The organism is Acinetobacter equi (assembly GCF_001307195.1).
GTDB classification, from domain to species: domain Bacteria; phylum Pseudomonadota; class Gammaproteobacteria; order Pseudomonadales; family Moraxellaceae; genus Acinetobacter; species Acinetobacter equi.
Genome location: NZ_CP012808.1, coordinates 2,002,705 through 2,027,874 on the forward strand (window position 1 = coordinate 2,002,705; position 25,170 = coordinate 2,027,874).

At 33.1% G+C, this 25,170-nt stretch carries 21 protein-coding genes; 18 read left to right on the plus strand and 3 right to left on the minus strand.

Annotation, left to right across the window (positions count from 1 at the left end; translation table 11 throughout):
- Positions 1-83: 83 nt before the first annotated feature.
- The 8 genes from pepP to AOY20_RS09595 all read left to right on the plus strand — a co-directional run bounded on the left by pepP (position 84) and on the right by AOY20_RS09595 (position 10,938).
- Positions 84-1,406: a Xaa-Pro aminopeptidase gene (pepP, locus tag AOY20_RS09560; RefSeq protein ID WP_054581645.1), complete on the plus strand. Its 1,323-nt coding sequence runs from the start codon at positions 84-86 to the stop codon at positions 1,404-1,406.
- Positions 1,407-1,932: 526 nt separating this feature from the next.
- Positions 1,933-2,955 carry an HlyD family secretion protein gene (locus tag AOY20_RS09565; RefSeq protein WP_171250415.1) on the plus strand — a complete coding sequence of 341 codons (1,023 nt, stop codon included), beginning with the start codon at positions 1,933-1,935 and terminating at the stop codon, positions 2,953-2,955.
- On the plus strand, positions 2,949-5,705 hold the full coding sequence (gene rbbA / locus AOY20_RS09570) for a ribosome-associated ATPase/putative transporter RbbA (protein ID WP_417855906.1): 2,757 nt from the start codon (positions 2,949-2,951) through the stop codon (positions 5,703-5,705). The genes AOY20_RS09565 and rbbA overlap by 7 nt, the downstream gene beginning before the upstream one ends.
- A gap of 1 nt (position 5,706) precedes the next feature.
- Entirely contained in the window at positions 5,707-6,834 is a 1,128-nt protein-coding gene (locus tag AOY20_RS09575) for an ABC transporter permease (RefSeq protein WP_054581648.1), read from the plus strand.
- 237 nt (positions 6,835-7,071) lie between these two features.
- Positions 7,072-7,818, plus strand: a complete 747-nt coding sequence (locus AOY20_RS09580) for a hypothetical protein (protein WP_144424771.1) — start codon at positions 7,072-7,074, stop codon at positions 7,816-7,818.
- 246 nt (positions 7,819-8,064) lie between these two features.
- Entirely contained in the window at positions 8,065-9,273 is a 1,209-nt protein-coding gene (ubiH, locus tag AOY20_RS09585; RefSeq protein WP_054581650.1) for a 2-octaprenyl-6-methoxyphenyl hydroxylase, read from the plus strand.
- Complete coding sequence (locus tag AOY20_RS09590) at positions 9,270-10,514, plus strand: FAD-dependent monooxygenase (RefSeq protein WP_054581651.1); 1,245 nt, start codon at positions 9,270-9,272, stop codon at positions 10,512-10,514. Before ubiH ends, AOY20_RS09590 begins: the two co-directional genes overlap by 4 nt.
- A 178-nt stretch (positions 10,515-10,692) precedes the next feature.
- Complete coding sequence (locus AOY20_RS09595) at positions 10,693-10,938, plus strand: hypothetical protein (RefSeq protein WP_054581652.1); 246 nt, start codon at positions 10,693-10,695, stop codon at positions 10,936-10,938.
- A 446-nt stretch (positions 10,939-11,384) separates the two neighbouring features.
- On the opposite strand, the gene rsmI is transcribed toward AOY20_RS09595, so the two are convergent.
- Entirely contained in the window at positions 11,385-12,224 is an 840-nt protein-coding gene (gene rsmI / locus AOY20_RS09605; RefSeq protein ID WP_054581654.1) for a 16S rRNA (cytidine(1402)-2'-O)-methyltransferase, read from the minus strand.
- Positions 12,225-12,363: 139 nt separating this feature from the next.
- On the opposite strand from rsmI, the gene AOY20_RS09610 reads away from it, so the two are divergent.
- From AOY20_RS09610 to AOY20_RS09620, 3 genes are all read left to right on the plus strand, one after another.
- Positions 12,364-12,783, plus strand: a complete 420-nt coding sequence (locus AOY20_RS09610) for a YraN family protein (protein WP_054581655.1) — start codon at positions 12,364-12,366, stop codon at positions 12,781-12,783.
- A gap of 76 nt (positions 12,784-12,859) precedes the next feature.
- Positions 12,860-13,522 (plus strand): BON domain-containing protein, encoded by a 663-nt coding sequence (locus tag AOY20_RS09615; protein ID WP_054581656.1) that lies wholly within the window; start codon positions 12,860-12,862, stop codon positions 13,520-13,522.
- Positions 13,512-14,402, plus strand: a complete 891-nt coding sequence (locus AOY20_RS09620; RefSeq protein ID WP_054581657.1) for an alpha/beta hydrolase — start codon at positions 13,512-13,514, stop codon at positions 14,400-14,402. Before AOY20_RS09615 ends, AOY20_RS09620 begins: the two co-directional genes overlap by 11 nt.
- Here AOY20_RS09620 and nudC read toward each other — a convergent pair.
- Entirely contained in the window at positions 14,399-15,172 is a 774-nt protein-coding gene (gene nudC / locus AOY20_RS09625) for an NAD(+) diphosphatase (RefSeq protein WP_054581658.1), read from the minus strand. The two genes, AOY20_RS09620 and nudC, sit on opposite strands and share 4 nt — an antisense overlap.
- Complete coding sequence (locus tag AOY20_RS09630) at positions 15,172-16,785, minus strand: hypothetical protein (protein WP_054581659.1); 1,614 nt, start codon at positions 16,783-16,785, stop codon at positions 15,172-15,174. The genes nudC and AOY20_RS09630 overlap by 1 nt, the downstream gene beginning before the upstream one ends.
- Positions 16,786-17,619: 834 nt before the next feature.
- Here AOY20_RS09630 and AOY20_RS09635 point away from each other — a divergent pair.
- From AOY20_RS09635 to AOY20_RS09665, 7 genes are read left to right on the plus strand one after another with little or no spacing between them, the layout of a single operon-like run.
- Entirely contained in the window at positions 17,620-20,163 is a 2,544-nt protein-coding gene (locus AOY20_RS09635) for a two-partner secretion domain-containing protein (protein WP_054581660.1), read from the plus strand.
- Positions 20,164-20,222: 59 nt separating this feature from the next.
- The gene (locus AOY20_RS09640; RefSeq protein ID WP_054581661.1) at positions 20,223-21,875 is read left to right on the plus strand and encodes a ShlB/FhaC/HecB family hemolysin secretion/activation protein; all 1,653 of its coding nucleotides are present in this window, start codon (positions 20,223-20,225) and stop codon (positions 21,873-21,875) included.
- A 16-nt stretch (positions 21,876-21,891) separates the two neighbouring features.
- A complete protein-coding gene (gene acpS, locus AOY20_RS09645) occupies positions 21,892-22,260 on the plus strand; it encodes a holo-ACP synthase (protein ID WP_054582579.1) in 369 nt (122 codons plus the stop codon).
- A gap of 24 nt (positions 22,261-22,284) precedes the next feature.
- Positions 22,285-23,040, plus strand: coding sequence for an SDR family oxidoreductase (locus tag AOY20_RS09650; RefSeq protein ID WP_054581662.1), 756 nt, complete (start codon positions 22,285-22,287; stop codon positions 23,038-23,040).
- Between the two features lie 2 nt (positions 23,041-23,042).
- Positions 23,043-23,597, plus strand: a complete 555-nt coding sequence (locus AOY20_RS09655) for a hotdog family protein (RefSeq protein ID WP_054581663.1) — start codon at positions 23,043-23,045, stop codon at positions 23,595-23,597.
- Between the two features lie 15 nt (positions 23,598-23,612).
- Positions 23,613-23,897 carry an acyl carrier protein gene (locus AOY20_RS09660; RefSeq protein ID WP_054581664.1) on the plus strand — a complete coding sequence of 95 codons (285 nt, stop codon included), beginning with the start codon at positions 23,613-23,615 and terminating at the stop codon, positions 23,895-23,897.
- Positions 23,898-23,929: 32 nt separating this feature from the next.
- Complete coding sequence (locus AOY20_RS09665; RefSeq protein ID WP_054581665.1) at positions 23,930-25,093, plus strand: aminomethyl transferase family protein; 1,164 nt, start codon at positions 23,930-23,932, stop codon at positions 25,091-25,093.
- The last annotated feature ends 77 nt before the right edge of the window (positions 25,094-25,170 follow it).

The window sequence follows — 25,170 nt, forward strand, 5'->3', positions numbered from 1 at the left end:
TCTACCATTGAATGGAAATTCTAGGGTCTGTTGAATATTCACAGACCCTTAATTTATATCAGAAGTGAAGAAGTAATATTTATATGAAGAAATTAACTCAAGCTTATTTTGCAGAACGTCGTGACCATCTTGCGGCAGAAATTGGATTACGTAGCATTGCAATTATTGCAACGAGTCCTGAAGTTATGCGTAATAACGATGCAGATTATAAATATAGAGCAGACAGTAGTTTCTTTTACTTAACAGGTTTTGCAGAACCTGAAGCAGTTGCTGTTATTGAAACTTTTGATTCCGAAGAAGAAGGTTATTGTTATACCTTATTTTGTCGTGAACGTGACCGGGGTATGGAAATTTGGAATGGTTATCGTGCAGGACTAGATGGCGCTTTAAATGATTATGAAGCAGATGAAGCATATGCCATTGATACATTAGATGAAGAAATTATTGCTAAATTGGTAAATAAAGATAAAGTTTTTTATCGGATTGGGCATCAAGAAGAATTTGATACTCGTGTAACTCAGTGGCTCAAGCAAGCTGAAAAAAATTATCGTAATGCACATATTCCAGCACAGATTATTCAGCTTAATCGTATTGTAAATGAAATGCGTTTATATAAATCCTCTGAAGAAATTGAATTAATGCAGATCGCATCTGACATTAGTGCTCAAGCACATACACGGGCAATGCAAACTGTTGAACCCGGAATGATGGAATATGCTTTAGAAGCAGAGCTAAACTATATTTTTGGAAAAAATGGCTGTGTACCATCATATAACAGCATTGTTGGCGGTGGTGAAAATGCATGTATCCTACATTATGTTGAAAATAATAAAGAACTCAAAGATGGTGATTTAGTTTTAATTGATGCTGCTTGTGAATATGAGTTTTATGCATCAGATATTACAAGAACCTTTCCAGTAAATGGGAAGTTTAGTGAAGAACAGAAAGCTTTATATAATGTAGTATTAAAAGCTCAGATTGCCGCGATTGATCAAGTCCGTATTGGTCATTCATATCAAGCACCACATCATGCTGCAGTTAAAATTCTTGTAGAAGGATTACTTGATTTAGGAATCATGAAAGGGAAAGCAGAAGACATTATTAAAGATGAAAGTTATCGTCAATTTTATATGCATGGTACAGGTCACTGGTTAGGAATGGATGTACATGATGTTGGTGCATATACCATAGATGGAAAATGGCGTAATTATGAAGATGGAATGGTGGTTACAGTCGAACCAGGATTATATATTGCACCAGATGATGAAAGTGTAGATTTAAAATGGCGTGGTATTGGTATAAGAATTGAAGATGATGTTGTTGTTACGAAAAAAGGTCCTTTGATTTTGACTAAAAATGTAGTGAAAACGATTGAAGATATTGAAAAGTTAATGGCTCAAAGCTAAATAGCTTACGGTCAATAGATAAGTATAAATAGCGCTTACTCTCTTAGATAAGGGCTATTTTTTATTTAAAATATTGATATTTAAGTATTTTAAAAATATTTCGTTTTAATAATATAACTTTATATATTCATTTCTTATTAAAGTCAGACGAAATAAAGAATATTAAGAATTACTATAAAGAATGAAATGTTTAACAGTTAAGATATTATTTATAATGAAAAAGATGTATTAGTTTTGTTTAAAAAAATAGTGTCAGTATTAAGTTAATATTACTATATTGCTAAAGTGTTATTTAAACTGTCTTATAAGATAAATAAAAGAAATTTATTATATATCAAGCATTTAAAAATTTACTAATAGTTCGTTTATTAGGAAAAAATCCAATAAAGTTTTGATTATATTTAACTTTGTAAATTTATTAAAAATTTCAAATCAAAGCAGTTTAAATAAATTTTTTAAAATTAAATATTGAGTGATTAAACACATGAAGGTTAATAAGTTTTATTTTATTGTTGGAGCATTAGTAATGGGTGCTCTATTTGGATATATTTTTTTGAAAATTTCGAATCCATCTACAGCGCAAAGTATTATTAGTGGCAATGGAAGAATAGAAGCAACAGAAATTAATATATCGAGTAAAACGGCAGGTCAATTAGAAGATGTACTTGTGAAAGAGGGGCAATTTGTTGAATCTGGGCAAGTTCTTGCAAAAATAAAAGTATTAACTCTTGAGGCAAAGTTGAGAGAAGCGAATGCTCAATTACGACAAGCTGAGGATGCAGTTATCAATGCAGAAGCTCAAGTAATGATGAGAATGAGTGAGCGTGACGTAGCGAAAGCTATGGTAGAACAGCGACAAACAGAATTATCAGTGATTCAAAAACGCTTAACACGTTCAGAAATGTTAGCTCAAGATGGCGCTGTTTCAAAACAACAATTAGATGATGAAAGAGCAGGTTTGCAAAGTGCAATTGCGGTATTAACTTCAGCGCAATCACAAGTGAGAAGTGCAGAAAGTGCGATTATTGCTGCTCATAGTCAGGTTTCTAGTGCAAAATCACAAGTTGAAGCGGTTAAAGCAACTATTGATAGTTTAAGTTATGACATTGAGGATGCTCAATTAAAGGCACCGTTGAATGCAAGAGTCCAATTTCAAACAGCACAAATTGGAGAGATGATTAATACTGGTGGTCGAGTTATGAATCTTATTGATCTCTCAGATGTTTATATGACTTTCTTTTTACCAGAAACAATGGCTGGTCGAATTTCAATTGGTTCAGAAGTCAGAATTGTTTTAGATGCAAAGAAAAATAGAGTTATTCCTGCAAAAGTATCATTTATTGCAGATCGTGCGCAGTTTACACCTAAATCAGTAGAAACAGAAAATGAACGTCAAAAATTGATGTTTAGAATTAGAGCGAATATAGATCCCAAATTATTAGAAAAATATATTCATAAGGTTAAAACAGGTTTACCGGGAATGGCATATATCAAAATTGATGATGATGCAGAGTGGCCAGAATTTTTAAGCAATCAGGTTCAATTATGATACAACAATCTGCTTCAAGACCGATTGTTGCTGAAGTTAAGCATGTCAGCCTTAACTATGGAAAAACTAAAGCTTTAAAGGATATATCAATTGATTTTCCTGCGGGAGTCATGATCGGTTTAATTGGTCCTGATGGTGTTGGTAAATCTAGCTTACTTGGTTTGTTATCTGGAGCAAAAGTAATCCAGTCAGGTAGTGTCAAAGTGCTGGGTGGAGATCTTGCAGATAAAAAGCACAGAAAGAAGATCTGTTTACATATTGCTTATATGCCGCAAGGGCTAGGTTCAAACTTATATAAAACGCTTTCAATTGAAGAAAATTTACAGTTTATTGCTCGCTTATATGGTCATAATGCGGCAGAACGTCGCAAGCGAATTGATGAATTAACGCAAAGTACAGGATTATATGAATTTTTAGATCGTCCTGCTGGTAAGCTTTCTGGAGGAATGAAACAAAAACTGAGTTTATGTTGTGCTTTAATTCATGATCCAGATTTTCTGATTTTAGATGAACCAACAACAGGTGTGGCACCATTAGCACGAGCCCAATTTTGGGAGCTGATTAATCAAATACGTTTAGCGCGTCCAAATATGAGTGTGATTGTTGCCACTGCATATATGGATGAAGCTCAAAAATTTGATTGGCTTGCCATGATGAATGATGGTGAAATTTTAAAGACAGGAACTCCTACAGAATTATTAGCACTTACCAACAGTCGAACTTTAGAAGAATCTTTTATCAAATTACTTCCTGAAGAAAAGAAGCAGGGATATAAACCAATTGTTATTCCACCATTGCCAGAAAATTATTTAAATGATTATGTGATTGAAGCACAGAATCTTACGGTTAATTTTGGTGATTTTAAGGCGGTAGATAATGTTAATTTCAGAATCAGGCGTGGTGAAATTTTTGGATTTTTAGGCTCAAATGGTTGTGGTAAATCAACAACCATGAAAGTTCTAACGGGATTGTTAGAGGCTAGTGAAGGGAAAGCATGGTTATTTGGTAATTTAGTGGATGGAGAAAATATTCAAACACGACGACGTATTGGGTATATGTCACAAGCATTTTCACTTTATACAGAGTTAAGTATTCTTCAAAATTTAGTCTTACATGCTCAGCTGTTTCACGTATCTCCTGATCAAATTAATCCGCGTGTTCAAGACATGTTGAAGCGCTTTGATTTAGTAGATGTACAAAATAAGTTACCTAATGATTTACCGATAGGATTAAGACAGCGTTTATCACTCGCTGTTGCTTTGGTTCATAATCCTGAAATTTTAATTTTAGATGAACCAACGTCTGGTGTAGATCCTATTGCACGAGATAGTTTTTGGCACTATCTAATTCAGTTATCACGTGAAGATGGCGTAACGATTTTCATATCAACGCACTTTATGAATGAAGCTGAACGTTGTGATCGTGTTTCATTGATGCATTCAGGCTGTGTTTTAGATAGTGACTTACCATCTGAACTTATGAGAAAAAAGCAAAAAGAAACATTAGAAGATGCTTTTATTGAATATTTATTGGAAGCTGGTGCTGGAACGATTATTTCTTACAATTCGAGTTCTGGGCAAAATATTGGAAAACTGGAGTCTATAGCGAAAAAAGATGAGACAAAAATTTTTAGTTTCCTAAGATTATTTAGTTATGCATGGCGAGAATTTTTAGAGTTAGCACGAGATCCTATTCGTGCAACCATGGCATTATTAGGTTCAATCTTATTACTTTTTGTAATGAGTTACGGCATTAATTTAGATGTTGAAAATCTTAATTTTGCAGTACTTGATCGTGATCAAACACAGCTTAGTGAGAATTATGCAATGGGAATAGCCAATTCCCATTACTTTGTCGAAAAAAAACCATTGCAAAATTATGATGATATTGACCAACGGATGAAAAGTGGTGATATTGCCTTAGCCATAGAAATTCCTCCGAATTTTGCTAGAGATATTGCACGCGGAGAAAATGTACAAATTGCTGCATGGATTGATGGTGCAATGCCATCAAGAGCTGAAACGATACAAGGGTATGTTAGAGGCATACATGCACATTGGTTGCTAGAAAGAACTTTAGCACAAACAGGTATATCAACAAGTAATAATGTTGATATAGAAACACGCTTTCGTTATAACCCTGATATTAAAAGCCTTCCTGCAATAGCGACGGGTATTTTACCATTATTGTTGTTACTTATTCCTGCGACCTTAACAGCCTTGTCTGTGGTACGTGAAAAAGAGTTAGGTTCGATAGTTAATTTATACGTAACGCCTGTTACTCGCAGTGAATTTTTAATTGGAAAACAAATTCCTTATGTCATGTTAGCCATGCTGAATTATTTCTTCATGTGCATCATTATTGTTTTCATATTTGATGTCCCAATGAAGGGTGAATTTCTAACCTTAACAATTGCTGCCTTTTTATTTTCTATATTTGCAACAGGTACAGGAATGTTGGCATCAACAATTACAAATAGTCAGGCAGCAGCTTTATTTTTGGTACTTATAGGAACATTGATTCCTGTGACTCAATTTGCTGGCTTGATTAATCCTGTTTCATCACTTGAAGGTTTGGGCAGATGGTTTGGTGAAATTTATCCTGCAACATATATGATTAATATAAGCCGAGGAATCTTTAACAAAGGTTTAGGTTTTGATGAGTTAGAGTTGTATTTAAGCATTTTGCTTATTTCGGGCCCCATTATTTTGTTGACAGCAATTACATTATTAAAAAAACAGGAGCCCTAAGATGTTTAAAACTACGATTCAAAATATTTTTCAATTAGGGCTTAAGGAATTATGGAGTCTATGGCGAGACCCTATGATGCTCATTTTAATTGTATATACCTTTACAGCTTCTGTTTATATTGCTGCAACTTCTATTTCAGATACTTTGCATCAAGTACCTGTTGCAATTGTAGATGAAGATAAAACAATGTTATCTGAACGTATTTCATCTGCGTTATATCTTCCATATTTTTTAACTCAAAAGGTTGATATTCAACAGATGGATGATGGAATGGATCAAGGTGAATTTGCTTTTGCGATCAATATTCCTCCTAATTTTCATAAAGATGTTATGGGAGGAAACGATACAAGAATTCAGGTGAATGTTGATGCTACTCGTATGAGCCAAGCTTTATCTGGCGCTGGATATTTACAAGAAATTATTCAATCTGAAGTTAGTGAATATGTGCAGCGAAATAAAGTAGAAGCTAAAACATTAGCTGAATTGGAATTAAGAACAAGGTATAACCCAACTTTAGATTATTCATGGTTTGGTAGTGTGCGACAAGTAATTGATAATGTAGCAATGTTATCCATTATTTTGACAGGGGCTGCATTAATTCGTGAACGTGAACATGGCACGATTGAACATCTCATGGTTATGCCAATTACCGTTTTTGAAATTATGATGGCTAAAGTCTGGTCAATGAGTTTAGTGGTTTTATTGGCTGCTTTTATTGGAATAAAAGTCATTGTACAAATAGTATTAAAGGTACCAATAGAGGGCAATTTATGGATTTTCTTTTTTGGTGCTTTATTGACATTGCTTGCAACGACATCTTTAGGAATTTATTTAGCTACATTGTCTAAGTCTATGCCTCAATTTGGATTATTAACAATGCTTATTATTATTCCATTATTGATGTTATCTGGAGGTTCAACTCCTACCGAAAGCATGCCTGAAATTGTACAAAATATTATGAAAATTGCACCAACGACTCATTTTGTTTCTTTAGCGAAAGCAATTTTATATCGTAATGCAGGATTTGATGTTGTATGGTCATCTTTTTTATGGTTAATCGCAATTGCATGTACATTTTTTTATATTTCTTTAAAGCGCTTTAAAAATACCATTCATACAATGGCGTAATAAAATGAGAAAGGTAAATGGTTTGTAGGAGCATGGAGCTTTATATAAACCATTTATATTTTAAGAGTTTCAATAAATTCAAAATCAAATTGTATTTAAATCATAATGTTAAATTAGCTTTATTTTAGATGGTTTTTTTAATAAATAATGCTGTAAAAGAAAAAAGAATTTTATAAATAGTCGTTATGATTTAAACAAAATTAATGAAAAATATTCAATGCGTAAAAGGTCATTATTATGGAAATCAACAAACTAATATCCATCATCATCTTATGCATTGTATTTCCTGCGTGTAGTAATGAAGTCCAAACGAGGGCTTTAGAAGAGCATCGTATGATGTCTATAGAAAATTTTAAGGATAGCGATTCTTATCTTTTTGCAATTTATAATATGATTAAAAAACATGGTATTAAAAGTGAAATTGAAAAAGAAGAGTTCTTAAAAGAACAAAATCATTGGTTAAGAGAAAGAAATTTTTTTTGTAAATTGACAGAGCTTGAAAATATAAGTTCATTAAGTGAACAGTGTTTGATTCAAAAAAACATTGGAAGAATTGATTATTTGCAAAATAATTATTTTAATTTTGAGCGCCTAGAAAAACACATTATCAATCCATTTTTATATCAGAATAATAAAAAAATTATTGATGTGGGTGGATGTTTTTGTAGTGAAAATTCGATCAAAATTTTAAACAATAAAATGTATATTTTTCAAACGTGTGATCAGATGATAGAGAATCCAATTTCTTTAAATATTATTTCTAAAAAAATCAATATGATTGATGCTGAATATGATTTAGATATTGATCAAGATAACATTGCTGATATTAATGTGAAATTCACAGCAATTGGAAAAAATGCATGGAAAATTTCGCTATATTATGATGATGAAAATAGCATAATTAATATTAATACTAAGCATGCGTATACTACAGATTCAAATTTAGAGATGTATGAAGGTGATTGTGGTGATTTCGATGGATAAGAGCTATTTTAATGAAACAATTTTTTTTAATAAAATTTTATGAATTTCATTATATTTTAGTTAAATTGTGGAAGTCCACTGTTCTGAAAAATTAAACTTAGTGACAAAATTTGTATTTATTCACAGCAAGTAAACAGAAGAGTAAGAGTTTAAATGTCAAAACGATGAACCTTCATGTAATATAAAACTATTCAATATTATAAGGATCTGTCGTGATACAGATATCACAATAGAGAGGATACAAGCATGCAGCAAGACATCATTATTGTTGGCGGTGGTATGGTTGGGCTAAGCCTAGCTTTAATGTTGGCAAAAGCAAAGATTGGGGTAAAGCTTCTAGAAGCCATAAAATACCCAAATTATGATGATGCAAATCTTGCGCCGTATCATTCCAGTTTTGATGCTAGAAATAGTGCACTATCACGTCGTAGTGTACAAATTTATCAAGAATTAGGCTTATGGGATGCCTTACAAGAACATGCTACACCTATTTTACAGGTAGATATCACGGAACAAGGTAGTTTTGGTAAAGCACGTTTAAGAGCAGAACAAGAAAAAGTCGAAAGCTTTGGTCAGGTCATTGAAAATGCATGGTTAGGTCGAGTGCTTTTAACACAAGTGCGTCAACAACCTTTAATTGACTTGATAGATGGTGTTCAAGTTACAGCTTTAACTCAAAATGAAGATTTTGCATCTATTGAAGCTATTCGTGGTGAAGAGACACTTACTTTAAATGCCAAATTAGTGATTGCCGCAGATGGTCGTGATTCATTCTGTCGCAAAGCTTTAGGCATTGGTGCTTCTGTCCATGATTATGATCAAGTCGCAATAGTGACTACGGTGCAAACATCTAAACCACATGGTCATGTTGGTTTTGAGCGATTTAGTCATTTAGGACCTTTAGCACTATTACCATTACCGGGTGAATATCGTCGTTCAGTGGTATGGCCTGTGAAGAAAGGTACCGAGGATGAATGGTTAGGTGAAGAAAATGATCAACATTTCTTGGATGCATTACAAGAAACTTATGGTGATCGTGCAGGAAAATTCCAAAAAACAGGTAAAAGATTCTGTTTTCCACTATCTCAAGTATTAGCAGAAAAGCAAGCTATTGGACGTGTGGTTCTTATGGGGAATGCTGCGCATACCATTCATCCTGTTGCTGGACAAGGCTTTAATTTATGCATGCGAGATGCATATGTATTGTTGCGTTACTTAACAGAGCAACAGGCAAAAAATGCAGATTTGGGCGATGCTGAAATGTTATTAGAATACGAAAAGTCACGTTTGAAAGATCAACAACGTGTCATTAAATTCTGCGATTCAGTTGTACGTGGTTTTAGTAATCAGAATCCATTTTTGAAGATCATTCGTAATACTGGATTACTTGCTTTTGAAACTATTCCTGGTATTAAACCACTCGTTGCAAATTATGCTATGGGGTTAAAGGCATGACAGACAATAATGATCAAGTTTTAGATGCTGTCATTATTGGTGGTGGCTTAGTTGGTGGTTTAACAGCATTGTTACTTGCACAAGGTGGTGTTCAAGCAACTGTTTTAGATGCAGCTCCAATTTTAGATCAAGAAAAAACATTAGCAATTGCCAATCCGCGTGTTTTGGCATTGAGCCAAGCAACAATACATTTATTAAAAACGATAGATGTTTGGGATTCTATTGCACGTCAAATGCCATATAGTGGTATGCAAGTATGGAATAAAAATGGTTATGGCGAAATTAATTTTGGTGAGCCATCTGAAAAAGCACCATCTGTTGGACATGCTTTAGGTTCAATGGTTGAACCAAGCTTGTTGAATTTAGCTATTCAGCAAAAAATGCTGAAAGAGTTAAATGATTATAGAACACAAGTTAAAGTTGTCCGAGTTGAGGAAGGAGTCAATGTTTGGCACATCCATCTTGCGGATGGTACACGTTTAACAACGAAACTGTTGATTGGTGCTGATGGTGCTAATTCATTTGTACGTGATCAAGCATTTATCAGTTTTGATATTTTGGATTATAAACAAGCAGGTGTGAGTTGTGCCATTCGTACGGCAAAACCACATCAACATGTCGCTAGACAAATTTTCTTAGAAACAGGACCATTGGCATTTTTGCCTATGGCAAGTTTAATTGCAGGGCAAGATGGGCATTGGCAATCAATCGTGTGGACGTTGCCAGATGATTATGCAGATGAATATGTTGCATTATCTGATCATGAATTTACACAACTTTTGACACGTGAAAGTCATCATATGTTAGGCGAGGTTTTAGAAGCAACGCCTAGAGCAAAGTTTCCCTTAAAGGCTCGAGCTGCAAATCAATATGTAAAAGCAGGGCTTGCATTAATTGGTGATGCTGCACATGTTATTCATCCACTTGCAGGTCAAGGTGTAAATATTGGGTGTCTTGATGCAGCAATTTTATGTGATGCTTTATTACATGATAAGCAGCGTGGAGTTTGGGCTCATGAACAAACGTTGCGTCGTTATGAGCATTGCCGAAAAGGGCAAAATGATACGATGATGCACAGTATGTCTGCAATTGGTTGGTTAGAAACAACAACATTGTATCCTGTCATCTGGGTACGTAATTTTGGACTTAAACAAGTTGAAAAGCAGAATATGTTGAAAGATGCTTTTATGGCTCAAGCAAATGGTCTCAATATTTTAAAAGATACCTTATATTCTGTTTAAATTTGGTCTAGATTATTTTTTGATCTGTTGTTAAGATTTTTTATGAAATTGGTTAGAAAGTAATCATTTTTTAGGTATTGACTACTATGCTAAATTCATAGAGATTGCTAAATTTCTTCATAATTCAAAACCAAATATTTAGATCAGTTAATGAACACCATTTGTAGGGAGCTTTAATATGACAGATATGAATGATTACGATGAAGTTGATGATTCAGTTGTCGATGAAGATGAAGCTAAAGCAGCAGAAAAAGGGGCATCTGATGGTGAGGAATCATCAAATGATGGTGATGTTGCTGAAGCAGAAACTTTGACTGTCACAGCAAAATTAAAACAACGCCAAGCACTTGAAGATGAGATTGCTGCCTTTCTTGCACGTGGTGGTCGAATCACAGAAGTTCCTCCCGACGAAGCCGCAAAGTAACTTGCAAAGAAAAACACCACATTATTGTGGTGTTTTTTTATTAAAAATTAAAAGAAAAGGAAAAATACAAAAATGGAAAATAAGGAGCAGGAATGTATTTTTTATAAAAGCAATAATATCAGGTGGTGCATGTAAAAAAATAGAAAAGGCAATAAATGCTTGAAAAATTAAAATGCCACTAATAATGTAATAACTTAAAACAGGATATTTTTCATTAATATTTAAAATTTCTAAGACGGAATAACCGAAAAAATAAAGCGAAAATAATGAGCAAGGAAAGAGTACATAATATTGTTGTTCCATATAAAGAATATGACAACAACCAATGAGCCAAAGAGAGAAGAATATCGTATTATTTTTTTTCATTTTAATAAAATAGAATTAGAAAGTAGTTCAAAGTTATATTCACTTTAGCTTTTAGAAAAGCTAAAGTGAAATGAATAAGGTTAATCTTGCTGTGTGAGTTCTAGCGCACGTTGGTAAGCTATTTTCTTTTTAATTCCCGTTAAATCTGCTGCGAGTTGTGATGCAGCTTTAACAGATAAATCCTGTAAAAGACGAGTAAGTAATTGATCTAATTTTTCTTGCTCCATATCTTTTTCTTGGATTGAACCACCAACGACTAAAACAATTTCACCTTTTTGCTGGTTATGATCATTTTCGATAAAATCTACCAGCTCACCGAGCGTCATTTTTTTAATTGTTTCGAAAGTTTTTGTGATTTCGCGTGCAAAACCGACAGGACGATCTGCTCCAAAAACGTGTGTCATATCTTTTACAGAATCTAAAATACGATGTGGAGCTTCATAAAAGATCATGGTTTGTGTTTCATCTTTTAGCTTTTCTAAGCCAATAATTCGTTGTGAAGACTTAGAAGGTAAAAAGCCTTCAAAACTAAAACGGTCACTAGGTAAACCAACGGCACTTAATGCAGCAATTGCTGCGCATGCACCAGGAACTGGAATAACACGAATATTTTTTTCTTGCGCTGCACGTACAAGTTTAAAGCCAGGATCACTAATCAGTGGTGTACCAGCATCACTAATTAATGCCATATCTTCGCCATTGAGCAAGCGTTCAATCAACTGATCTATTTTATTGCTTTCATTGTGCTCATGACAGGCTGTTAATGGTGTTGAAATATTAAAGTGTTTTAATAATTGTGCTGATGTACGGGTATCTTCAGCAGCAATAATTTTCACTGATTTTAAAACATCAATTGCACGATAGCTGATATCGTCTAAATGCCCGATTGGCGTAGCAACAACAAATAATTGGGCACCCATAACATTCTCCACGCGTGCTGATTAAGGCAAAAGAACTATTTTACCTGAATTCATCGGTTGAATGTGATCTTGGTCTGATTTAATCTTGATGATGTATGATTGATGAACAATCTCTTTAGACAATAAAAAGAAGATAAAAATGAAAGTAGATCAAAAAATGGGAGCTTGGGCAGAGCAGCATGCTTTAATATATTTGCAAAATTTAGGATATATACTGGTTGCAAGAAATTATTATTGTAGATATGGTGAAATTGATCTTATTGTAAAAAATGATTCTGACTTAGTATTTATTGAAGTTAAAGCACGGTCAAAAACAAAATATGGGCAAGCGATTGAGGTTATTTCATTTTCAAAGCAGAAAAAGATTATGAGGACAGCCTTACATTTCTTGAATAAAAATTTACAATTTTCTCATTATTTCTGCAGATTTGATGTTATTTGTTTTGATTTTAAGCATAATTTTTCAAAAAATGTACAGCAAAGATTTGATGACTATGTCTATGATTTAAATTGGATTGAAAATGCTTTTACTTTTGAGGCAGAGTTTATTAATCTTTAATTAAATGCAAAGTAAATTTGATTTTAGTTATTGGTAAATTAAAAAATTAAATAATGTAATGAAGGAGTTCACCTGAGTGTTTAATCGTATCGCTGTGACTTTGCTTTGTGTGGCAAGTTTATCTGGTTGTGCTAGTTTTATTGCTGGTGGGACGGGAACTGCACCTGTCGGTACTGAAAGTGGTTCGCGCACTTTAGGTCAAGTTTTTATAGACAATTCAATTGAACGTACAGCAAAAATTAATATGTATAAATTGGATTCTCGCTTCAAGCAATCTCGTGTAAATATAGAAAGTTTTCATAGTAATGTGTTGTTGACTGGTCAAGTTCCAGATCAGCATTTAAAACAATTGGCTGAAGATAATATTCGTGCAATGAGTGATGTTAAATCAGTTCATAACTACATTACAGTTGGAGACAAAATCGGTTATGGTACGATTATGCAAGATACGACCGTAACGGCAAATACAAAAGGTTTAATTGCAAGAGCACCTGTTATTTCTGGTAGTAAAATTCACATACATACTGAAGATGGTGTTTTGTATGTAATGGGGAGGTTAAATACAGCTGAAATAGCAGATTTAAATCAAGTGCTTGGTCAGGTCGGTAATGTAACTAAAATTGTAATGTTGGTTGATAATTTAGATAATCAAAATGCAGCAATTCAGGCAACTCAATCGAGTGTAGTAACACCTACTGCGATTGAAGTAGATCAAATTGAGCCAACGAATGTTCAATAATTTAAATAAGATAGTTGGGTTAGCAAATCAAAAGTTTACAGTTTTAAAAGAATATAGTGAAAATTTTAGACTATATAATGTTGGAAGTTTTGCTGTAAATCGGTTGGTTTCTAATAAAGGATTTAAAAAGATTATTGATATTCCTTATGGCGAAAATGAGCGCCATAAGTTTGATTTATATCGTACAGAGGTTCCAAAACCTGAGCGACCTTTGATCGTTTTTGTTCATGGCGGTGCGTGGAATGCTGGTGATAAAAAGGACTATCACTTCCTTGGACATGCATTTGTAACAGAAGGCTATGACGTTGCAATTATTAATTATCGATTAGCACCTGAAAATATTTTTCCTGCTTATGTTGATGATTTAGTACTTGCTTTAGAATATTTAACAGATCAGCAGACTGAGTTCGGAATTGAATGTAAGAATATCATTTTACTTGGACATTCAGCAGGTGCATTTAATATTATGTCTGCGATCTATTATCCTCATCATATGGGAGGATATAAGCAACAAGAAAATATTAAAGCCATTATTGGATTGGCCGGACCATATCATTTTGATTATAAAGATGATCCTTTATGTGCAAATGCTTTTGACCAAAGTGTTTCTTATAAGCAGGTTATGCCATATTATTTTGTTGAAAAGAATCATATCCACCACTATTTATTGATGGCTGATCGTGATCAGATTGTGGCTGACTGGAATGCTGTAGATCTAAATGAAAAGCTAAATGAACAGCAAAACCACTCGAAAATTATTGTAGTTCCTAAGACAGGGCACATCACTATCATGGGTTCAGTGTCTAGTTTATTCAGTCCATTTTTTCAAACTAAGGCTGAAATATTAAGTGCAATCGATGAGGCTTTAAATAAAGTTTAAAGCCACTTTTTTGTATCATCTGCCACTGGTGTACCTGCTACAATATGCATAATCATGGCATGAGCAATACTGCCTTTAAATGGGATTTGTGGGAGTTGATCAAATGTAAAAAAATCAGCATCGCTGATTTCATCTTCTTGTAATTGAAGTTCACCGAATTCATATTCAGCCTTAAATGCGATCATTAAATTACTTGGAAATGGCCAAGGTTGACTGGCTAAATATTGAATATTTTTAACTTTAATTCCAACTTCTTCTAATGTTTCTCTACGTACAGCTTCTTCTAATGTTTCTCCAACTTCAACAAAACCTGCAATTAAACCATACATATTATTTTTATTACGGGCATTTTTTGCAAGAAGGATTTGATTTTGGCCTTTAGTAATTACAGTAATAACGCAAGGTTGGATGCGAGGATATTGATGATAGCGACAAGAAGGACAAGTCATCGCATATTCTGAAGTATGAATTTCGGTTTTATGACCACAATGGCTGCAAAATTTATGATTTCTACGCCATTCTAAAAGTTGTATTGCCTTACTGGCTTGTTCAAATTGTGAAGTAGTCCAATACTGTAATAATTGACGAATAGGAACAAGTTTTAATCCATCAGGAATGGGTTCATTTTCAAGTAGATCACGAGCAATTATTTGTTGATCTGAAATACATAAATCACTTGCTAAGCGTTCTACTTTTGGAAGTTGAAATTGATCATCTACAAGTAATTGTTGTTGATGAAAAATATAAGCAATAGAAATATTTGAGGTCATTATGCTGCCGATCTAAGTGTTTTACTACTCTCTAATGCTACCGTAAAGATTGTGAGAGGAATAGCTTGATTTTGCATTAAATGTTCAAGATAAAGTTCTGCACTTGCTAAACTATGTAAGAGTAGTTTTATTTGCTCTTTTTCTAGTAAATCTTGTTGCTTCAACTGTTGTTCAATAAATTGTTTATTTAAATTAAGTATTTGATAAGCAATAGGTTGTTCTAAATATAAAAATGTATAAGCAACCTTTTTGAAGTAGTATGGAAGTTTTTCAAGGGATTTAACATTTTGCGCATTAAGATGAAAATAAATTTCATTAACTGCTGTAGATATTAATTTTTGTGTTTCAACTAATAAATCTGAAAAAGCATCATCTAAAAACTGTATAGATAAGTATGGATTATGGACTTGGAATTGTATTTGAGAAGAAAAATGCTGGCGCTTTTTTATTTCTATATCATTTTTGATTTTAAAAATCAAAGTGTTTAGTTGCGTAAATGAATCATGAGATAGTGAATCTACAGAACTTAAAAAACTCATTTCATTTTGTAATTCAATAAATTCTGATTCCATATTTAATTTTTTAAAAGAACCCTCTAATTGATGTAAATTAGATTTGAATAGATTTAAAATTTCCAAACTATTTTCTTTTGAATCAATTTGATATAGGTTTTTAAATATCAAATTAGAGTATGAATTGAGTTCATCTACAGTAGGTTGATGAATTAAAGAATGGATGTGTTCTAATTCATTATCATTTAAAAAATTGTCGCTTAGATTTAACTTTTTACAAAGTTTAAGTGAAAGTTCATCATTTAGTGAAATACAAAGATAAACAATATCAGCAAAAAGCTTATCAGGAATAAGATATGAGTTTGGGGAATTTAAAAAATGATAAATACTAGATTCAATTTCAATAAGAGTTTGTAATACAGCGCTAGAAATGTTTATTTTATTAAAATTAAAAAAAATGTGATTGAGTAGTTGCCAGAAATTTTGACTTGGTTTTTTCCAAGACAAATATGCCATATGTATAGAAACATCTTTAAATTGATCAAAGTTTAATTTTTTATCTTTACTATTAAATAAGTTATTAAGGCCTAATTTATACAAAAAATGAATGTAATGAGATGGTTCAACATGTTTTGTTGAAGTAATGATTGGGATAAGTTCATTGGCTTTATTAGAAAGATTTAAATATTCTGCAAATGTTGTTATTGGTTTTTTTAGTACAATTTCTATTTGATTTAAATCAGGTAGCAATAATTCTGGCATTCTTTTTTTTAATAAATTCGTAATTTCAATATGCTTTTTAAGAGATGTTAAGCTTATATGTAATTGTTTAATTGCTTGATTTTTTGTTGCTAGATTAGAGTCGTTATCTACAATTTTTATTATTAATTCCTGAATGCGTTGAGTAAATTTTGCTAAATATGAGTAATCTAATAAACTAAAAATATTCGAAATATCATTAATTTTTTTAAAAATTTGCTTACTCTCATTTTCTGATATTGTTCGTGAAGAAAAATGGCGACCTAAATTTTGAATGTGATTGATAAGTGTGGTTATTTCTTTGGAGATGATAAGTAATGAATTAGAAGAATAATCAGTCATATGTTGAACATTCACTTGTCAGGTTTAGTCAGATAAACACATAGTTATTATTTGTCGATTAATTTTAAATAAAAATTAATAATTGTGGTCAATACTTAAATAAAAATATACATGATTATTTCTTCTTTTGAAAGCAATATGATGGTGATATGCAGTATTAACGCAATAAGTCTTAGAAAAAATATTTTATAATGGGTGCTAATATTAAATTAGAGCGCGTAATTTTTGATATTTAATAAATCATAAAAATGTTCAAAATATATGATGAAATTTTTATAAAAGCACTTAAAAAGTTAAAATTTAATCTCATTTTGTGTGTTTATTGAACACTTGATATGTCGATTAGTTTAAAGTTTGTAGTAAAAATAAACAATTGAGCTTAAAGAAAAATAGTCAAAAGTGTGATTATTTAACATATTAATTTATTTGAAAATTCATCTAACAATTAACAAATAGAAATAAATTTTCACAAATAGAAACATATTCTGCAAAATTATAATCTAAAATGCATAAAAATCACGAGAAGTGTGCACTATTTCACATTATTTTTATTATTGAAGTTTGATTTTGAATTGTACTTTTAAGTATTTAATTAAATGGAGCTAGTGGAATTTTGTTTTAGTAATGCATTGCTTTTCACATTAATAAAAAAGATTAAAAAAATAATTTCTGAGTACATGTTTTGTTGTTTGTACTTCAGGTGTCTTATTGAGTGTTTGTAGCATTCAATCTGCCATTTTTCATTTTTTAGAATTAGCGGTTTGAAGTGAGATATTTTTATTTTTAATCGCTATGTTTGTGGTAAATGTCATACTAACTAAAAAGTAGGTAATAATGAAAGATAAACAAAACTTAATGAAATTGAATCCGTTAGCAGTATCGGTTCTTATGGCTCTTCCTGTTGTTGCAAGTGCAGCAGATATTAGCATTTCTAATGGTAGTATCAGCACAGCAAATGGCGTGCCTGTTATTAATATTAATCAAGCTAACGGTAACGGTATTTCTCACAATATTTATGATCGTTTAAATGTTGGTCGAGAAGGTGTAGTTTTTAATAACAGCCAAAATGGTGCAAACTCTGTTTTAGCTGGTCAAATTGCAGGTAATAGCAATTTAGCATCTGGTACTGCAAATGTTATTTTGAATGAAGTAACTTCACGTAATGCAAGTACTTTAAACGGTATGATGGAAGTAGCTGGCGATAAAGCTCAGCTCATCATTGCTAACCCAAATGGTATTACTTGTAATGATTGTGGTTTTATCAATAGTGATAAAGTAACGCTTACAACTGGTTCACCAAGCATGGTAAATGGTGAGTTACAAGGATTCTCTGTTAGTGGTGGAACAATTACGACTAATGGTTTAACAAGTGACTCTCCAACTGCAATTTTAGCGCGTTCAATTGTTGTAAATGGTGAAATTCGTACAACAAATAACAGCGACTTAACTTTAATTGCTGGTAATAATGTTATTGATAATGATAATAATATTACTGGCACAGTGCGTGCAACTGGTAGCCGTAATACTTATGCAATTGATGTTGCTCGTTTAGGCGGTATGTATGCGAATAAAATCAATTTAGTCAGCACGGAAAATGGTGTTGGTGTACGTAACTTAGGTGTAATTGCTGCAGGTCAAGAAGGCTTACAAATTACATCTAATGGGCGCTTATTAAACAGTAATGCTCAAATGTTATCTGCAGGTGCAATTGGTATTAAAACTAATGGTGCTCTAGAGAATACAACTGGTCAAATTGCTGGTATTGGTGATATTTCAATAGATACGACTAAAGGTGCTATTACAAATACACGTGCTGGTAATATTTCATCAGCTTCAAATGTATTTGTTAATAGTGGTCGTGTAGACAATACAAACGGTAAAATTGCAGCAACAGGTATGGTTGCAATTAATACGAATAATACTGAGTTAACAAACTCAGGTAAGGGTAATACAGTTGGTATTGAGGCTGGTATTGTTGCATTAGAAACGGGTACTTTGAATAACCGTAATGGTCAAATTCAAGGTGGTTATATTGGTGCACAATCAACGAATGTAAACAATAATGGCGGTATGATTCAATCTGCTGGTGATATTGATATCTCAAGCACAAATAATATTGATAATACAAGCGGTTTAATTCGTAGTGGTAATGGTCAAATTCGTTTAGCAGCAGCAAATCGAATCACAAACCGTAATACTCGTACTGCTGATACTACAGGTAATGATGCACTTGGTATCATTTCTACTAAGCAAGGTGTTCAATTGTCTGCTGCGACTGTTGATAACTCAAATGGTCAAGTATCAACAACTGGTACGGTTGGAATTCAAGCGACTACTGTAAATAATAGTAGTGGTCAAATCCAAACTGAATCAAATGTGGCAATTAAAGCTGGTACAGTAAATAACAGTCAATCTAGTATTACTGGTAAAACAGGCGTTGATATTGAATTAACAGGTGATTTAACAAATTCACTTGCATTTATTTCGGCTGAAGAAGGAACAATTAATGTTCAAGCACGTAATATTGCCAATACTGGTGGTGTTATGGTTGCTGAAAATATTAGCCTAAATGCAACAAATAATGTAAATAACGCTCCTGGTCTTATTGCGGCAACTGAGAAATTAACAGTAAATGCTGGTAATACAGTAACAAATACAAATTCTGATAACTTTGGAAGTCGTTACGGTGCTTATCTAGGTATGGGACAGCAACCTGGTGGCATGATTGGTAATGCTGGTGTTGAAATTAATGCTCGTACGTTAAATAACAATAGCAGTCGTATTGTTGCTGAAAATGGTACTTTAAATTTAACTGCGACAGGTACATTCAGTAATGATCGTAGCTTATTAGTTGCGGGTGTTGGTGAGTCAACTATTACTGCGAATTCATTAAGTAGTAACTACTCTACAATCTATTCAGCAGGTGATTTAGCTATTAACGCTGGTAGCATGTCGTTATATTCTAGTGGTTCATTAATTGATAATAATGCTACAGGTATTGTTGCAGCTGATGGCTCATTAGCAATTAATGTTGCTGGTAACTTCACAAACTATGGTTGGATTACTGGGCAAGAAAGCGTAACAGTTAACTCAACTCGTGCTTTACAAAACCGCGGTACTATTTATTCTCAAAATGAAACAACTGTATCAGGAACTACAAGTGTAACGAATAATGGCGACATTGTTGGTGACGCAAAAGTAACTGTAACTTCAAATGGTACTATTGCTAACGCTGGAAACATGTTCAGCGAAGGTCAAGCAGATATCAACGGTAACCGAGTACAAAATACAAATCGTAATGCTGTATTAGGTGGTCGTCAAGGTCTTGAACTTCACGGTAATACTGTAACTGGTAACGGTTCAGTAATTGGACTGTAATTAACGATGTTTGAGGGCAGTAGCAGCAATGCTACTGCTCTTATTCAGAGCTAAATGTTATGAAAAGCACAATTAAACCATTGTTGATACTTTTGTCATTAGGTGCAGCAAAGCAAACACTTGCTGACTTTGATCCAAATAGACTTGCGAAAGCTCAACAAGAATTAGATAAGAATATTCGACAAGAAAGTAAACTCGATAAAAAAGATGTTTATTCGGAGGTTGAGGCATTCAAAATCAATAATATTGAATTTCCTGTTGAGGAAGAATGTTTTGATTTTGAAGAATTAATTCTTAATGATGATTTTTTAAATGATCGTAATATTAAAAAGATTAAAGCAGATGTAGCAGGTCGTTGTTTAGGGTCTCAAGGTATATCTAAGCTTGCAAGTACTTTGCAGGATTATTATATCAATTCTGGATATGTCACAACTCGAATTGAGATTCCAGAACAAGACCTATTGACAAAAAAAATAACATTGGTTGTTCTTCCAGGTCGAATCGAAGAAATTATTATAGAAGATAATGATGTACGCGATTGGATTTTGCCATTTAAAGTCGGTCAAATTTTAAATGTAAGAGATCTTGAACAAGGTTTGGAAACCTTGCAGAAAGTTCCAGGTCTGAATGTGAAAATTAATATTGCACCAGGTCAAAACAATGGTTTTAGCAATGTTGTGATTAATACAGGTCGAACTAAAAATTGGAACGTACGGACATGGGCAAATAACTGGGGTGATGAAGGTACTGGTAAAAATCTAATCGGTGCTGCTGCTTATGCATATAACTTAACTAAAATGAATGATGTGTTATATGTGTCAGGCACAACAAATGCTGAGCGAGAAGATGGTGGATATGACAGTGTTAGTGCCTATTACTCATTGCCATATGGTTATTGGGATTTGGAAGCATTTTATAGCAAAAGTAAAACAAAGCAGCCAATTAATCTTGGAACATTAAACTTTAATTATTTTGGTGATACAGAATATTCGAGCTTAAAGGCATCTCGCACTATTTATCGAGATGTAGATAAAAAAATCACACTTAGTAGTGAAATCACACGTAGAAAAGTTACGAATAGTCTTGAAGATATTGAATTAGTTTTACAAAAACGAGATATGACTAATCTGCGTTTTGGAGTCAATTTAAAGAAAAATCTGACGGGTGCATTTTTAGATACAACCTTGTCATATCAGCGCTTTGTTCCATGGTTAGGAGCGGTGGAAACACCTGATATGCAATCTGGTGATGTAAGTAAACAAAGTCATGTTTTTAACTTTGATGCTGATTATACGAAAGCAATGAAAGTTGCTAAATATGATGGTTATTACAATCTACGTGTAGGTGCACAATATGCACCAAGCCCACTGACTTTACAGGATCGACTGACTGTTGGTGATCGTTGGAGTGTTCGTGGATTTGAAAACAGTGCTGGCTTAGATGGCGACAAAGGTTTTTATGCACAAAATACGATCAATGTAATGACGGGTGTGCGGAATCTCGAGTGGTTCTTTGGTACGGACTACGGTGTAATTTTCAAAGATGATGAATTACATAAAAGAGATAAACATTTATTGGGTGCAACAACAGGGTTTAGAGGAAGCTTTAAGTCATTAGGTTATGGTTTTTCTGTATCAAAACCGTTGAGGTATCCGCAAGCAATGACTCCAGATGAGTTTAGCTTTAATTTCAATTTTTATTATCAACTATAAAAACTGGGTAATAGTTATGTTTGTTGGGACAGATATAGTTGAAATTGAACGTATTAAAACAGCAATTTTACGTTCAGGAGAAACATTCTTAAAGAGAATGTTGACCGATACTGAAATATTAAAAGTTGGTGACGAAGAACTAGACTTCGAAAGAATCTCTGGTTTTTGGGCGGCAAAAGAATCAATTGTAAAAGCAATTGGTTTAGGTTTTAGAGATGGAATTTTATTTCACGATGCTGAAATTATTCATAATGAATATGGCGCTCCATCATTTTTATTACATGGGCGCTTAAAAGAGATTCTTGATCAAAAAGGAATTTCAAAAATTTCATTAAGTATTTCGCACTGTCGGACGCATGCAGTTGCGGTCACAATAATGGCTTAATTATTAATTAATTGAAGAATATTTATGTATAAATACAATGATTTGGTAAATAAAAATGTTTTGGTCACTGGTGCAAGTGGCGACATTGGTTTGGGAATTTGTGCGGCATATTTAGAGCAAGAATGTCATGTTTATGCACTCTATAAGTCAAACTCATCAGATTTACAGCAACTAAAAGAGACACATCTTAATGGTAAAAATTTGGACATCATTCAATGTGATATTTCTGATAAAGAATCATTAGCACAACTTGCTAAATATTTAGAAGAAAAAGCACAAAAGCTTGATGTTCTTGTAAATAATGCTGGAATTGTACGTGATAGTTTATTTTCGGCAATGAGTTGTGAAGATTTTAATGCTGTTATTGATACAAATTTATTGAGCACATTTGCAATTACCAAAGAAGTTTTACTTTTATTAAGAGCAGCTGAAAGTGCTGCGATTGTAAATGTTGCTTCTATTGCAGCAATTGTTCCAAGTGTTGGACAAACAAATTATAGCGCGTCAAAAGGTGCATTACTTGCATTTACAAGAACGCTTGCTGCTGAACTAGCACCAAGAGGTGTACGTGTAAACGCAGTAGCTCCTGGAATGATCGAATCAAAAATGGTGAAAAAGGTGTCACGCACAGTTGTACGTGACGTACTTTCTTCTATTCCATTAAAACGCTTAGGTAAATGTGAAGAAGTTGCAAATACGATTGTGTATTTAAGCTCATCAGCTTCTAGCTATATCGTTGGTCAAACCATCGTAATTGATGGTGGCATGGTGATGAGGTAAGTATGTCTAAATATTCTATTCCTTCAAGAGTCTTTTTAGAGATGGGGGGTTGGAGACAACCACTCGTAATGGTAGACCGCATTGACGATTATAAATATGGCGAAAATGGTTATATCAAAGTCGTTAAGCATGTGACTTATAACGAACCATATATGGTTGGTCATTTCCCTGAAGATCCAATTATGCCAGGTGCATTGATCTCAGAAATCTTTGGTCAAGCCAGTGAATATTTATCTTTCTTAACTGATGTATGTGATATCTACCAAGAAGCCCATCAGCATGAAATGCGTTCTTTACGTGATATTCATGAAAAAATTACAACAGAAGAAATGCGTTCAATTATCCGCACTAGACGTTCTCAAGTACGCGGTGTGTTAGCTTCACAAAATTTAAAATTTAAAGAAATTGCTTGGCCAGGCGATACGATTGAAGTCGTAAGTAAACTTTCATTTTCAGATAGTCATGGCTTTAAACATTATGCAGTAACAGCACATGTTGGCAAAAAACTCATTAGCCAAGGTGTAATTATTAACTTTCGCGATGTAAAACAATCTTAAGTACGGAGAAAAATAATGAGTACGATGCAAGAAAATATTGATGAACGTAAAGACGTTTTATTTACGATTAAAACAGAAATTATTCAGCGTTTACATATTCAAAAAAATGAAGCGCAAATTGATGATGATACTGCATTATTTGGTAATGGTTTAAAACTAGATTCGGTTGATGCAACTGAAATTATGGTGCTTTTAGATAAAGTTTTTGGCATCAAAGTAAGTGAAAGTGATGATCCTTCATATATGCGAAGCATCAATAACTTGGCATCTTTTGTAATTAATAAACGTAAAAAATCTTAATTTTAAACAATAACTTAAATAGGGCTATAAAAATGAGCGCTCTCAATAATATTCATATTAAAAATAATGCAAAAATGGGTGTTTTTAATGGTAAAGAAGTGCCTGCTTCTTATCATGATTCAAATGTAGTTTATAAAGCAGTACGTGAAAATGCAGTACTTGTTGACTACTCTCATATGTCAATTGTCAGTGTTGTTGGTGAAGATGCTTGGTCATTAATGAACTATATGGCATCTGCTGATATTTCTATCATTCGTGATGAACAAGGCATTTATACACTTATTTTGAATGAGGATGGTTCAATTTGGGGCGATGCCTACATTTTATGTACCGAAGATGGTTACTATATTCTTTCAGAAACACTTTCAGCTGAAGCAATTATTGAACGTTTAAATCAAATTTTAGCTGATCACAGTGATGACTTAGATATCCAAGAAAATCCTGAAATTAGTTCAATGGAAAGCGCTGATTGGGGTGCAATTCTTTTAGAAGGTCCTTATTCATGGGAACTGTTATCTGAAATTTATGGTTTCGATATAATTGGATTACCATACCATGAATATATGAATACGGATGATGGTTTATTAACATTCCGCTGTGGTAAACATGGTGAATTTGCTTATTTAGTCGTTGGTGAAAAAGAACAACTGGCACAAGTATGGGAACAATTACTTGAAAAAGGTGATAAATATCAATTAAAGACTGGCGGTCTAGATTATCAAGATGTGATTCGTGTTGAAAATCCATGTTGGGATGAATCTGTTTATCAAAATTATTCACGTAATCCTGTTGAATTACAGTTACAGTGGGCTATTCAATACGATAAAGAAGGCTTTACTGGTAAAGATGAAATTGAAGCAATTTCTGAAGCAGGCGCAGCTCGAAAATTATTGGGTATTAAACCAGTAGCTGAATGTGCTGGTATTGCACCAGATGATAAAGTCTTAGTTGATGGTGCTGAAGTTGGTACTATTGTGAAAAGTGTTTATTCACCTGCAAGCCAATCGTATATCGCACTTGCATTAATTAATAGTGATTATGCATGGTCAGATATTGAAGGCTTCCATATAAAAACAAGTCAAGGCGAAGTTGCAGCAAAAACGCATAACCTTCCATTCCTTTATAACTTCAGTATGTTGGTAAATCCAACAGAGCATAGTTATGTCGATGCTTCGAAGCCAAAAAGCGCTTTGTAATTAAAAATTGAAGATTTAAAGCAGAGAAAAGGGTAAGCATTTAACAATAGCGTTAAGAAAAAAAATTACTGGAAAAG